Source organism: Nafulsella turpanensis ZLM-10, assembly GCF_000346615.1.
In the GTDB taxonomy this organism is placed as follows: domain Bacteria; phylum Bacteroidota; class Bacteroidia; order Cytophagales; family Cyclobacteriaceae; genus Nafulsella; species Nafulsella turpanensis.
The window spans coordinates 92,993-107,128 of record NZ_ANNU01000028.1; the positions used below are offsets into that span (position 1 = coordinate 92,993).

Genomic DNA, 14,136 nt, shown 5'->3' on the forward strand with positions numbered 1-14,136 from the left:
CAAAAAGAGAGCAGGCCCTGTTAGGAACCTGCTCTCTTTTTATGAATAAATTTAAATTTACAGAAGAAATCAGATAATATTCAGCACCTGTTCCTTTATTTTTTCCAGCTCCTCTTTCATATTTACCACATAACGCTGAATTTCCGCATCATTGGCTTTTGAGCCGATGGTGTTGATTTCACGTCCTATTTCCTGGGCAATGAAGCCAAGCTTCTTTCCATTCGACTCCGGCGATTTCAACACCTGCTCAAAGTAATTCAGGTGCGTAAGCAGGCGTACTTTCTCCTCATTAATATCCAGTTTCTCGATATAGTAAATCAGCTCCTGTTCAAGCCTGTTCTGGTCTATTTTATCTATCTGCTGCAGTTCCTCCAGCTTTTTGTTTAGCCTTTCCCTCACATTTTCGGCACGGGCAGGGTCTCTCTGCTCTATAGCCTCCAGCTGGCTTTTTATTTCACTTAGGTAGGAACTGAGCTTTTCCTGAAGAGCAGCTCCTTCCCGCTCCCGAAATGCATCGCAGGCCCGGATGGCTTCTGCAATAAGTTCTGATACCAGGTCCCACTCATCTTCACTTAACTCATTGCTCACTACTTTTGCCACATCGGGCTGCTGCATGGCAATCCGGAACAGGTCATCAAACGATGGAGCTCCTGCAGCCACTGCCAGCTCCTGGAGCTGACGGTAGTAAGACAGGAACAGAGGTTTATTATATTCAATTTTGGATTCGGTAGCATCGGCCGACTGCACCTCTATCGCCACGCTGGCCTTTCCTCTTTCGAGCTGCTGACTTAACTGGTTTCTGATTTCTATTTCCTTTTCTGAAAAAGCTTTGGGCAGCCGAAGGTTTACCTCCAGAAATTTAGAGTTGAGGGTCTTCACCTCTACGGTTACAATGGTATTGTTACGCTCTGCCTGGGCCTTTCCATAACCCGTCATAGATTTTATCATAAGCAAATGGCCTTACGGCTAAAATTTTAAAATTCACTAACACAAAACTAATATTAATTTTCTAATTTTGTGTCTATGAAAATAGGCGTTGTAATATTCCCGGGTTCTAACTGCGACGAAGATATCTTTTATGCACTAAAAGATGCCATGAAGCAGGATGTTGTTAAGCTGTGGCATAAAGATAAAGATTTGCATGGATGCGACTTTATTGTGTTGCCTGGTGGCTTTAGCTACGGAGATTATCTTCGATCTGGCGCCATTGCCCGTTTCTCCCCCGTAATGGAACTGGTGGTGGAGCATGCACAAAAAGGAGGCTATGTATTAGGTATCTGTAACGGTTTCCAGATCTTAACGGAGGCGGGTCTTTTACCGGGTGCGCTGCTGCATAATAAATCGCAGAAGTTTGTATGCAAAAATGCCTACATCCGGCCGGTTTCCCGCACAGCTGCTTTAACAGCCGGTTTAAATACGGAGCAGGTATTTAAAATTCCTGTGGCTCATGGCGAAGGCCGTTACTTTGCCTCTGATGAGTTACTAAAAGAGCTCCATGATAATGACCAGATATTGTTTAAATACTGCGACGAAAAGGGCGAATGGAATGAGGCAGGTAACTTTAACGGCTCGGCCGAAAATATTGCCGGTATTTGTAACAAACAAAAGAATGTATTTGGTATGATGCCTCACCCCGAGAGGGCAGTTGACCGCCAGCTGGGAAATACCGATGGCATCGCTATATTTAAATCTTTATTCAATTTTACTAACCAGATGGTATAAGCTCCCGTAGCCGCTTTCCACTAAGTATAAAATTAAAAGAGCCCAATGTTTCTCATTAAACATGGGCTCTTTCTTTTACTGATAATCCTTATAGGAAAATGCTAAGGGGAGGCTTAAAAGTCATAACCGAAGGTCAGGTAAAATTTAGGGTCCTCTACCTGGTAGTCAATCATCGGGTAGGCTACATCAAACTTTAAGTAGTAGCCAAGCAGTACCGTACGAACACCAAAACCAAAACTGGTAAGCCAGGGGTTTTTATAATTCTGGATAACTGCCCTAAACGGCCCTTCCCCATCATCTTTAACAACCGTATTGACGCTGTTATTCCGAAAGAAAGGAGGCTGCCCTGTCCAGGCAGAACCTATATCGTAGAAACCAACGGCCAGCAGGTTACGGAAGAAGTTAGAAGAAATAGGTCCTCTGTAAAAATACCGGATAAGCGGAAACCGGAGCTCTGCGTTAAATACCAGTGCACTTCGTCCGTTTAAGGCATTGTAGTTGAAGCCCCGCATGGGCGTTACAAATTCGTGGAATAGTAAGTTACGGTTATCTCTTCCTTCAGCAGCCTCCAGCAGTACATCACCTTCGGGTGAGTCGGTTTTATTGAGAATCCAGTTGTCCATACCCCCCATGATGAATTTAGGCGGAGTGTGGCCAACAAAATTCCCGAAGAACCCCCTGGTGGCCAGGATAAATTCGCGGCTAATGGGAAAATAATTCTTCAGCTCTGCCGAAAGTTTACCAAAGCCCATCTCGGCCTGGCCTATTCCTAACAGGTGCTGGTACTCCAGCCGACCCATGGTACCATTGTACAGGTTAAAGCCTTTGAGCAGCGTATTATCATACACAAGTTCCACATGGCCCCCTGCATAAAATGTTTGGGCGCTGCCCGGCGCTCCTGCAGTAGGATTCACCAGAGAATTATAGGTTACCTCGAGGAAGCGCGAAGTGGCAAAAACAGGCCCTGCCGCTATTCGGGTACTTACATTGAGAGGCAGGGAAGCCCCAAAAGACAATTCATTCAGCACATATTTATGCTTTTCATAATTACCTAAGGGCTGGAAAATCACCCTTCTGCCAAAGCGGGCATTAAAGTCGAGCAGGTACTTCAGGAATTCATATTCCAGAAAAAGGTCCCCGCTTCGCAAATCGGTCATGGCCAGCACGCCTCCATAAATTTTATGGTTTTCCAGCATGTCGCTCATCTGCCCTTCCAGGATAAAGCCCACCCCGCTTCCGCCAATACTGCTACGGAGCGGATCAATAGTCCATGAGGTAACCAGGCTGCTCAGCATAAAGCGGGGCTCCAGCGGAAAGGGCCCTCGAACCGGGTTTTCCCGCCTTAATTTACGGTAGGTACTTAAAAAAGACTTTTGAGCCGGCTGCACCACCTCTTCCTCCACCTCCAGTTCTTCTTCCACCTCCTCTTCAAAAACATAGTTATCGGTATCGATCAGGCGTGTATCTTCTTCCTCCACCAGCGACGGGGTGTCAGCTACCAGGGTATCTGCAAGGAGAGTGTCTGCCGTCAATGTATCTACTGCTATCAGCGAATCGGGCGGTAGGCTGTCCGGCAAATCAAGCACAGGTAACTCCTTTTCAGCAAGTGTATCCGGGGCCTTAACCGGCACTGGCGCTTTTTCTTCCCTTTTCCGGAAAACATAACGAGCCTGGCGCGTGGTCTGACGCTGGGTGGGCATCGTAAAATTATTGGTATTCAGGTCTATCCCTTTTTCAAGAAAGATTTCCTCATTTCCCTCGTAAAGGCTAATAAAGGCCAGTAAATTTTTGTCTGTATCAAGATCATAATCCCGGATGCTGGTGTTATAGGAGGTAATCTGGTTGTACAAACTGTCGTGCAGATTATAGCGGAAAAGATTATAGATTCCCTTCTGATCGCTCAGGAAATAAATATTCCCCAGGCTGTCTGCTATTGGCTTTATATCTTTACTGATGGTATTGGTAACCCGGGTCAGCACCTGACGGGTGGTGTCTACATTAAAAATGAAAAGGTTATAGTTGTCGCTTATTTCCTTCATGCTAATACCACGGGTGTTGAGGGTATCGGTGGTACGGTTAGAGCTGAAGATGATGTCGTTGGTTCCCGGCATAAAGGTAGGGAATACATCGTCGTACAAATCGCTGGTAATGGCCCGCAGTGTATTGCGGCTAATGCTGTAGAGGTATATATCGTTCTGCCCTTCTTTTTCGGCCGACATGACCACTACTTTTCCGTTGGGTGAAAAAGAAAAATCATTGACCTGGCTGATTTTACCAATGACCTGTGAGCTGGTATTTTCCGTCTCCAAATTATAGAGATACAAGGTGTACAGGCCCTTCTCCACCCCTACAACACCCAAAGTTCCATTATCCTGCCAAGACACGAGCGGAACGGTATCATCTATCTCCTGGTCAATTACCCGGTAGCCCTTTCGTAAAACTGTTTTCTCATTTCCTGTTTCAATGTCCTTCAGCTTAATTCTGTAGCGGCCACGGTAATTTTCGGCATAGGCGAGGTACCGGCCATCGGGACTAAGAGCAAGGCTGTTATAAATCCCCTTTTCGTTTCCACTCTCTGTAACCATTGCATCTGCTGCGGGCTGTCTGTATCCTTCTTTCGTTGCCTCCACCATATCCAGGTAATACTTCTTCCAATCTGCCAGGAAGAACTTAAACGGGATACCCAGTGTGTTGGCAATTGCTGTTTCCTCATTGCGAATAATGCGGGTATAATTGAGTACGCTGGAAATATTGGAGCGCCCGTACTTTTCGGCTATATAATTCCAGATAGACTGCCCAACCAGAGCGGCTTCCTCTCCGTCCAGCTTTTTCAGTTTAGGGATTTTTCCATCCTGCAGCAGGTCCCGCATAAAATCGTCCATTTCCACATTCCAGCCATAGGCTACGTAGCGCGCTGCTCCATTAATAAACCATTCCGGGAGGGTCATCAGGTAGGTGCTCTGAAAAATATCGGTAAGGCTGCCGCCAAACATCATATCCATAATCAGCATGTTCGAAACCTCGTAGACCAACTCTTCTTTAAATTCCTCCAGGGTTCCGGGAAAAGCCACCTCTACATGCGATTTTACAAAGTTAGTTTGCCCGCCAACCGTAAAACTATTTTCATTGACTCCTATATTACTTTGCTGGAGGTCGGCAATGGAGTTGTAGAGAAAGATTTTGGTTTTGGAGTAAGGAGCATAACCCAGCAGGTCGGTGATGCGGTCGTACTCATCTTCCATAAAATCGGCCGTAAGCCTTGCCAGCTGCTGCCCGTCATCGTAAAAGTAGATATCGAAATTATTAGTACTGTAGTAGCGCCAGTTGAATACCTTATACTGTAGCCTGTTTTTACCAAAATCATTTTTAGTTATCTGCGCAGGCGCCAGTAAGGGTATAGCTAGGCAGAGCGCAAGCAGGAGCGTTTTGAGCGAGCTGGGCATAGGATAAAAATCTTTTTCTTTAAGAATAATATAACGAAAAAAACCTGTTAATATTTATTTCAGCCAGTATTTCCTTTTGCTGAAGAAGGTAAGCTGCCAGTATACCTGCACAGTATGGGGCCAGGCTAACGCCCTTTGTACCTAAACCATTAAAAATAAGTAAAGTTTGATGCTGCGGATGCTGTCCCGCTACCGGCCGCCGATCTTTGGTTGCCGGCCGGATTCCAACCTCCTGTCCCTCCACATTAATAGGCATATCGATAAGAGAAGCTAAACGTTCCAGCATCTCTTTACGAGCCGCTTCGGTAGGATTAAGATCATGGTTACGCTGGTCGTAGGTAGAGCCAAGTTTATAACGCCCATTACCCTGCGGGAGCAGGAAAACGCCCCTGTTTATTATTTCATCCAGCTGAATGGAGGAGTGTAAATGAAGCACCTCCCCTTTCACCGGCCGCAGGGGTACCCAGTGCCAGTAACGGCTTTCCATTATACCTGTACCATTACAGTATATAATTCCCCTTGCTTCTGTGCCTTTATAACGAATAAAGGTTTCCTCTACCTGCAGCTCAGTCTCATTAAACTCTTCCTCTATAAAACTATCCTGTACCATCAGGTACTGCTTCCAGGCGGCGAGCATGGTGGGAATATCCAGCCAGCCCGATTGCTTCAGGAGGAGGCCGCCAAAAGGATTTTTTACATAAGGCTGGTGCCTCGGCTTATCGAACACCTCCGCTATGTAAGGGGCATAAGCAGGTTCCCCCTGCCGGCTGGCCCAGTCGTTCTGTTCTGCCCTGTCGGTAAAAGGCCTGTAAATTGGCTGAAAGTGCAGAAAACGGGAACCGCTCAATGCTTCCATTTTCCGGTATACCGGCTCTATTTCCGCAAAGAGCGGGTCGGCATGCCAGGTTTTTACCATTTTTCTTCCGGTAACGGGGTTAAAAAGCCCTGCTGCCACCTCACTCGATACCGTTATTCCTTTTTTACCAATAACCTTTACCTGAAACCCCGCCTGCAATAACTGAAAGGAAAGAACGGCCCCGGCTATGCCATGGCCAATAATCAGATAGTCTGTTTTCATACGCCCAAATAAAACAATAGAATATTGAATATTGTAGAATAAACACACATTTTTGCAAAAAGCTCGCTGGCATGATTGAAATCAAAACTTTTACTTTTAATCCCTTTGCGGAGAATACCTATGTACTGCACGATACAGAAAGCCTGGAGGCAGTCATTATTGATCCGGGCTGCTACGAAAAGGCTGAACAGGAACAACTGCACCAGTATATCAGCAGCCACAATTTAAAAGTAAGCAAGCTCCTGAACACCCACTGCCATATTGACCATGTTTTGGGCAATGCCTGGGTAAAAGAAAGATACGGGGTAAAGCTGTATGTTCATGCTGCCGATGAAGCTACCCTTAAATCTGTAGAGGCCTATGCGCCTGCTTATGGCTTCGCTAGGTATACTCCCGCTCAGGCCGATGAACAGTTAAAGGAAGGGGAAAACATCAGCCTCGGAAATTCGGCCCTTGAGGTTCTGTTTGTTCCCGGCCATGCCCCAGGCCATGTCGCCTTCTATCATGCCGGCCAGCAGTTCTGCATCAATGGCGACTGCCTTTTTAACGGAAGCATAGGCCGTACTGATTTGCCGGGTGGCGATTTCGATACCCTCATCCGGAGCATAAAAGAAAAGCTCTTTAGCCTTCCGGATAATACGGTAGTCTACTGCGGACATGGCCCCAGCACTACCATTGGGCAGGAAAAGAAGTTCAATCCGTTTTGTAAGATATGAAGTACCGGATAATATATGCTCTGATACCTCCTACTCCATCCCTAATCCAAAACTCTTGAACATAAAAAAGCACATTCCTAACGCCCTCACCTGCTGTAATCTTTTATGTGGCTGTATTGGCATTGTGGCCGTTTTTAATGGCAACCTGTTGTTAGCTCCTTACCTGGTGTGGCTGGCCGCTATTTTCGATTTTTTTGATGGTTTTGCCGCAAGGTTGCTGAATGTAAGTTCCCCTATCGGTGGCGAGCTGGATTCGCTGGCCGACAATGTGACCTTTGGCCTTTTGCCGGCTTCCATTATTTACGCCATGCTCCAGGAGGCAGGGCTTCCGGCATGGGTGCCTTACCTTGCGTTTGTTATTGCTGTTTTCTCCGCCCTTCGGCTGGCAAAATTTAATGTGGACACCCGGCAGGCAGAGCATTTCATCGGGCTCCCCACACCTGCCAATGCCCTCTTCTTCAGCTCCTTTCCCCTTATACTGGCTAAAAGCGATTTACCACTTGCTTTTATAGCAGAGCCCTGGTTCCTGTTAGGAACTTCCTTTATTTTTTCTTTTCTACTGGTGGCAGAGCTTCCGCTCTTTGCCCTGAAGTTTAAAAGCTTCCGCTGGCAGGACAATAAACTCAAATATATTTTCCTGATAGCTTCGGTTGTTTTAATAATTTTATTCAAATTTGTTGCCATTCCACTGGTCATCATTCTTTATATTTTAGTATCCCTTTTTAACAGAAAGCAATGAAATTCAGAGCAGAAATTGATGTAATGCCTGTCAAAGAAATACTGGACCCACAGGGCAAAGCCGTTAAACTGGGCCTCACCAACCTTGGCCTCAAAGAAGTGAGCAATGTAAGAATAGGCAAACACATTTTACTGGAACTGGAAGCGGATAGCGAAGAGGCAGCTGCCGCTAAAGTAGAAGAAGCCTGCAAGAGGCTGCTGGCCAACCTGGTAATGGAAGATTACTCCTACAAAATAACTCAGGAGTAGTATTTTACAGCCCATTCTGCTTAAATTTGTTTTTGGGAACTTTCAATAAGCCCTGCTGTTGTAGCGTTGAAAGACTGTAATTACACCTTAAGCAGAATTTATGTTAACACGTTTTGCCAGGAACTGCTGTGCGTGCTTATTTTTTATTTTATACGCCTTCTTCCTGCTTCCTCAGGCAAACGCCCAAACCGCTCCCCCTTTAGCCGAAGGGCAGTGGCATAAAATTGGCATAACACAGGAGGGGGTTTACCGCCTGGATGCCAGCTTCCTCAAAAAGAACGGCATTATCAGCTCTTCTACCAATCCTCAACATATTCGAATTTACGGACAGGGTGGTGGTATGCTTCCACAGCCCAACAGCACTGCCCGACCTGATGGACTGCAGGAAAATGCTCTCTATATACCCGGAGAAGCTGATGGCCGTTTCGACTCCGATGATTTTATCCTTTTCTACGGGCAGGGTCCGGATTATTACCAATACCTGCAAGACAGTGCAGGCTTTAGCTACCAGAAAAACCTTTATTCTGATACCGTTTTTTATTTTATTACGGTAGATGATGAGAAAGGCAAACGTATGGCACAAAAGCCCGACCTGCCCGTTAGCCAGCCCCTTATTAGCCAGTATACCGCTGTTGCAGCCCTCGAAGAAGAAAAACACAACCTGCTCAACTCAGGGCGCCGCTGGTTAGGCAAACGCTTTGGTAATGGCACTGCTCAGTCCTACCCATTACCTATCCATAATGTAGTTGCAGGCACTCCTCTTCATACCCGTTCTGCTTTTGTATCTGCCTCCACTAAACCATCGTCTTTCGAGCTGCTTATCAATGGAGCGCTTGCTCAAAAAGTCTCCCTTCCTACCATTAAAGATCCTCAGGCCAATCCTTATGCCGAAAAAGGAAAGCTGGTTGAACAGGAAAGTATGCTCAATACCAACCAGCTGGCTTCTCTTGATCAGCTACAGCTGAAGTTGGAGTATAGCGGTGGCAGCGGCTCTGCTTACCTCGATTATGTTTTTGTTACTGCCACTGCGCACCTCCGGTACCAGGGGGAGGCGCTCTTTTTCCGTTCTACCGAAAGCCTGGAGCACCCAGAGGTCAGGTATAGTGTAAGCGGAGCAACCGATGAGTTATTTATCTGGAATATCAGTAATCCTCAGGCACCGGCACTCCAGCAGTTTAGATTGCAGGGCGAAAAGCTCTCCTTTGGCTCGACCGTAGCAGGCTTGCAGGAATTTGTTGCGTTTAGCCTGTCCGACACAAAGGAGCCGGTTTCTGTAAGAAAAATTGCCAACCAAAACTTACGGGCCGACCTGTCGCCTGAGATGGTCATCCTTACCCACCCCAGCCTTTTGGCTGAGGCACAAAGACTGGCAGCCTTTCGCCAGCAGCAAAGCGGCCTTCGTATAAAAGTAGTTACCACCGGGCAGGTATATAACGAATTCTCTTCGGGCGCACAGGATATTACGGCCATTCGCGACTATATGCGATATCTGTATACCAATGGCAATTCATTAAAATACCTGCTTTTATTTGGCCGTGGCTATTTTGATTACAAAAAGCGAACTGAGCATGAGTATAACCTGGTGCCGGTTTATGAATCCTATAATTTTACTGATCCGGTCGCCAGCTTTGTGTCAGATGATTTTTTTGGCTTCCTCGAAGAACATGAAGGAGAGTGGAGCGAATCAGAAGCGGGTAATCATTCTATTGATATTGGCATTGGTCGATTCCCGGTGGTAAATGCAACAGAAGCCAGGGCCCTGGTCGATAAGCTTATTCATTACCAGGCCAGCTCCGCCACCCTTGGCAGCTGGCGCAATAAGATAGTTTTCGTAGCAGACGATGAGGACGGGAATATCCACCAGCAGGATGCAGAAAAATTAGCGAATATTGTGCAGCAAAACTGGCCTGCCGGAAACATCAGCAAAATTTACCTCGGTGCCTTTGCCCAGCAGACGGTTCCGAATGGTGAAAGAGCCCCTGAAGCAATGGGGGCCATTAACAAGGCTGTAGAAGAGGGTGTACTCCTACTTAACTATACTGGCCACGGCAGTGAAAACCTGCTAACCAACGAGTATGTCATTACCCAATCAAGCATAGCAGGCTGGAAAAATCAACACAGGCTTCCGGTAGTGGTAACGGCTACCTGTGAGTTTGGCCAGCACGACAATACCATCAGGAGCGGCGGGGAAACCATGCTCCTCCACCCTACCGGCGGGGCGATCGCCCTGCTAACGACCGCGCGACCGGTATACTCGCATACCAATTATACAATTAACAGTGCCTTTTACCAGAATGTATTTCCGGAAGAAGGGCAGGAGGCCAAACGGCTGGGAGATATTATCCGCCATACAAAAAATGAAGGAGTGCCCGGCACCGGAGTCTGGAATCGTAATTTTATCCTCCTGGGCGATCCGTCCATGCCCCTTGCCTTTCCACGAAATACTGCTCAGGTAAGCGAATTATCCGAAACCGGTGGTTCCGCCGCCGATACGGTTTTAAGTGCGCTTAAAGAGGTAAATGTCAGTGGAATCATCTCCAATACCAATAATGGCCTGCGAAATGTAAACTTCAATGGTGTACTGGAAGCCGTTGTGTATGAAAAACCTCTTTTATATGAAACTATCGACAGCAAGAGTTCTGTAATGGAGTATTCTCTTCAGAACGACATTATTTTCCGGGGGCAGGCAAAGGTGGAGGAAGGCCGCTTCTCATTTAGCTTTGTCGTTCCAAAGAGCATTCGCTACACCATTGGCAATGGCAAAGTAAGCCTTTATGCAGTCGACTCCCTTTCCGGAACAGATGCCGGTGGCCAGTACAGCAACTTTTATATCGGTGGAAGCAGCAGTCCTTCGGAGGCAGATCAGAAAGCACCTGAAATTACTCTTTTCCTGAATGACAGCAGCTTCCGCAATGGGGACAGGGTAGGTAAAGAAAGTATTCTTCATGCCTGGTTTACAGATGAAAGCGGCATCAATATTACCCGAAACGGTCCAGGAGAGGGCATAAAAGCCAGTCTGGATGGTAAAACAACTTTCCTGTTAAACGATTACTATATGTCAGAACCTGGTAATTACCGGCGCGGAAGCCTGCAGTTTCCTCTCCAGGCCCTGTCACCCGGACCGCATACCCTTACCATAACCGGTAGGGATACCTATAATAACATGAGTAAGGCGGAGATTCGATTCGTGGTAAGCAATCAGGAAGAGTTCGATATATACAGCCTGTATAATTATCCAAACCCCTTCCGCGACAGAACCGCATTTGTGGCGGAGCATAGCAGGGCCGGAGAGTCTATTGAAGCTGTACTGAGTGTGTATGATATGAAGGGAACTTTGTTGTTCAGTCAGAAGACGGTGGTTCCCCATAGTTTGCCGGCAATCCGCCTACCGGATTGGGATGGCAAAATTAACGGAGGTCAAAAATTACCACAGGGAGTGTATCTGTTTAAAGTTTTGCTACGTTCCTTAAGCGACGGGAGTACTACGGAAAAAACAGAAAAGTTAGTTATCTTGAATTAATTATCTAAATTGAGGTAAATTTTGTCTATTTATAAATAGTGTAATGCGAAGTATAATTGTTTTAGCGCTCACGCTTTTTTCAACTGGCTCTCTTTGTGCCCAAACATTGTTTGGCCAGGACAGTACCCGCAGGGCCATTACCCCTGCAGTTCCATTTTTGTTAATTGCTCCCGATGCACGAAGCGGTGCCATGGGCGACGTTGGAGCGGCCCTTGAACCTGATGCTGTAGCCACCCACTGGAACATCGGAAAGCTTGCTTTTATAGACCAGGACTATGGAGCCAGTTTGTCTTACACTCCATGGTTAGGAAAGATATTCAATGATATGGCGATTGTTTATTTAACCGGCTATTACAAAATAGATAATGAGCAGGCCGTATCTGCCTCTTTACGTTATTTCGATTTAGGAAATATCAGTTTTACCAATGAGTTTGCAGATATCATTGGTACACACAACCCTCAGGAATATTCTGCTGCCCTTAGCTATTCCCGGAAATTATCTCAAAAACTGGGGCTTGGTGTTACAGCCAAATATATCCACTCCAACCTTACGGGGGGCTATGGACCTAATGGAATACCTTCCCGCCCCGGAAGAAGTGTCGCGGCAGATCTTGGTCTGTATTTTAACTCAGAACTAGCGGTGAACGGACAGGAGTCCCGCTTAGCCCTGGCAGCCGTTATCTCCAATATTGGTAACCAGATTACCTACTTAAATGATGAAACGGAAAGCTTTGTTCCTACTAACCTTCGACTAGGAACTGCTTATACTACTCAGCTGGACCCATACAACAGTCTTACATTTGCGGTGGACCTTAACAAACTGATGGTACCGACACCATTCGGCACTCTGTACGAGTTCGATTCAGATGGCAATATTATTCAGGAGCCTTCAACCATACAGGGCATCTTCGGCTCTTTTGCAGATGCTCCTGACGGATTTAGTGAGGAATTAAAGGAATTTAACGTTGGGGTGGGAATGGAATACTGGTACAATGAAATAGTGGCAGGACGGGCCGGTTACTTCTTTGAGCATGCAGATAAGGGAGGGCGGCAGTTCTTTACCCTCGGGGTCGGACTCCGCTACCAGTTATTCTCTATGGACTTTGCCTACCTTGTTCCACAGGAACAGCAGCACCCTCTGGCAGAGACGCTCCGGTTTACCTTAGGAGTTAATTTTGAAAAATCACCGCAACAGGAAAATTCTGTTACACAGTAAAAGATTAAGTACTAGATGTTGGATAGAAGAACACCTCCTGCCTACCAGCAGGTAACTGATATAAAATTACAAAATGCAAAACAACGGCACCTTCCAAAAGGGGTGCCGTTGCACATTATTAATGCAGGCAAACAGGAAGTTATCCGTATCGAAATTGTTTTTCGGGCGGGTAATGTGATGGAAGAAAAAAGTGCACAGGCTTTTTTTACGACGAAAATGTTATCGGAGGGTACTGCGAAATACTCTGCCAAAGAGATTGCCAATATATTAGACAGCTATGGTGTACACCTGGATCTAAGCCCTGGCTTTGACTTTTGTACGCTTTCCTTATACTCCCTCACCAAACATATTCCCCTTCTCCTACCCGTACTAAAGTCTGTTATTACCGAACCTGTTTTCCCGGAAAAAGAACTGGATTCATTAAAAGATATCAAGACCCAAAAGCTGCGGGTTGACAACAATAAGAACTCGGTTGTTGCCTCAAAGCTCTTCAGGAGCAAACTTTTTCAGAACCACCCTTATGGCAATTTCTTAAATGAAGAAGATATTGCCGCCATAACAGTTCCTGACCTGGAGACATTCTTCAACAGGCATTTACGCAATAATTTCGAAGTAATGGTTGCAGGGGCCGTTGATACGGCCATAGAGGAAGTCATTACAGCAACTTTTGCTGATATTTCATTTAAGGGAATCCAGGAAGAAAGTGCCAAAGAAGTTTCTTTTCCGGCACCTGAGAGGGAGAATATTCCAAAGAAGGGCAGCCTCCAATCTTCTATCCGTGCCGGCAAACCTCTTTTTACCCTTAATCACCCGGATTTTAACCGCTTCAGTGTCCTCAATACTATTTTTGGCGGTTATTTTGGCTCCAGGCTAATGAAGAGTATCAGAGAGGAAAAAGGATATACCTATGGTATCTATTCCAGCGTAGTTCCCATGAAAAGCGCAGGGTATTTAGTAATAGGAGCTGATGTGGTTGGAGAGTTTACCGAACAAACACTTGACGAAATTTATCACCAGATGGCTCTTTTAAGAAATGAGCTTATAGATGCTGAGGAGTTAGAAACGGTGAAAAATTATATGCTCGGCTCTTTCCTTTCCAGCCTTAACACCCCTTTTGCCCTGGCAGACCGCTACAAGAGCGTCTATCTTCATCAGCTAGGTCTGGAGTATTACGATGCCTTTATTAAAGACATCAATGAAGTCACTGCAGAGGAGTTACAGCAATTAGCGAAAAAATATTTACAGCAAGATTTAACGACTGTTGTGGTTGGAAATGTTTAGCTAAAAATTTGATTGATTAACCTAAAGCGGCCTTAGCCGCTTTTTTTATGCCTTCCTCTTTTGGTTTAGCTTTCCTGGCCATTTTTTCCTTGCTTTCTGCTGGGGCAAAGGCAAAAAAAACCCTCACATCTTTAGATGCAAGGGTTTATTACTTAAATAAATAAGAAGAGAAT

The 14,136-nt window shown here is 46.0% G+C and carries 10 protein-coding genes; 7 read left to right on the plus strand and 3 right to left on the minus strand.

All coding sequences use genetic code 11. The annotated features are described in order from the left end of the window. Positions 1–69: 69 nt before the first annotated feature. Complete coding sequence (locus F752_RS0112330) at positions 70–948, minus strand: YicC/YloC family endoribonuclease (protein ID WP_026135709.1); 879 nt, start codon at positions 946–948, stop codon at positions 70–72. 75 nt (positions 949–1,023) lie between these two features. Here F752_RS0112330 and purQ point away from each other — a divergent pair, with 75 nt between their 5' ends. Further along, positions 1,024–1,722, plus strand: coding sequence for a phosphoribosylformylglycinamidine synthase subunit PurQ (gene purQ / locus F752_RS0112335; RefSeq protein WP_017732056.1), 699 nt, complete (start codon positions 1,024–1,026; stop codon positions 1,720–1,722). Positions 1,723–1,835: 113 nt separating this feature from the next. On the opposite strand, the gene F752_RS0112340 is transcribed toward purQ, so the two are convergent. Further along, positions 1,836–5,165 carry a PD40 domain-containing protein gene (locus F752_RS0112340; RefSeq protein ID WP_017732057.1) on the minus strand — a complete coding sequence of 1,110 codons (3,330 nt, stop codon included), beginning with the start codon at positions 5,163–5,165 and terminating at the stop codon, positions 1,836–1,838. Positions 5,166–5,184: 19 nt separating this feature from the next. After that, complete coding sequence (locus F752_RS0112345) at positions 5,185–6,243, minus strand: NAD(P)/FAD-dependent oxidoreductase (protein ID WP_017732058.1); 1,059 nt, start codon at positions 6,241–6,243, stop codon at positions 5,185–5,187. A 71-nt stretch (positions 6,244–6,314) separates the two neighbouring features. Here F752_RS0112345 and F752_RS0112350 point away from each other — a divergent pair, with 71 nt between their 5' ends. From F752_RS0112350 to F752_RS0112375, 6 genes are all read left to right on the plus strand, one after another. Further along, positions 6,315–6,959, plus strand: coding sequence for an MBL fold metallo-hydrolase (locus F752_RS0112350; RefSeq protein WP_017732059.1), 645 nt, complete (start codon positions 6,315–6,317; stop codon positions 6,957–6,959). A 55-nt stretch (positions 6,960–7,014) separates the two neighbouring features. Beyond that, positions 7,015–7,698 carry a CDP-diacylglycerol--serine O-phosphatidyltransferase gene (pssA, locus tag F752_RS0112355; protein WP_017732060.1) on the plus strand — a complete coding sequence of 228 codons (684 nt, stop codon included), beginning with the start codon at positions 7,015–7,017 and terminating at the stop codon, positions 7,696–7,698. Further along, positions 7,695–7,946 carry a phosphoribosylformylglycinamidine synthase subunit PurS gene (gene purS / locus F752_RS0112360; RefSeq protein ID WP_017732061.1) on the plus strand — a complete coding sequence of 84 codons (252 nt, stop codon included), beginning with the start codon at positions 7,695–7,697 and terminating at the stop codon, positions 7,944–7,946. Before pssA ends, purS begins: the two co-directional genes overlap by 4 nt. Before the next feature lie 100 nt (positions 7,947–8,046). Next, positions 8,047–11,466 carry a type IX secretion system sortase PorU gene (gene porU / locus F752_RS24025; protein WP_017732062.1) on the plus strand — a complete coding sequence of 1,140 codons (3,420 nt, stop codon included), beginning with the start codon at positions 8,047–8,049 and terminating at the stop codon, positions 11,464–11,466. 43 nt (positions 11,467–11,509) lie between these two features. Beyond that, positions 11,510–12,682, plus strand: a complete 1,173-nt coding sequence (porV, locus tag F752_RS24030; RefSeq protein WP_040664555.1) for a type IX secretion system outer membrane channel protein PorV — start codon at positions 11,510–11,512, stop codon at positions 12,680–12,682. A 15-nt stretch (positions 12,683–12,697) separates the two neighbouring features. After that, complete coding sequence (locus F752_RS0112375) at positions 12,698–13,963, plus strand: M16 family metallopeptidase (RefSeq protein ID WP_017732064.1); 1,266 nt, start codon at positions 12,698–12,700, stop codon at positions 13,961–13,963. Positions 13,964–14,136: the final 173 nt, after the last annotated feature.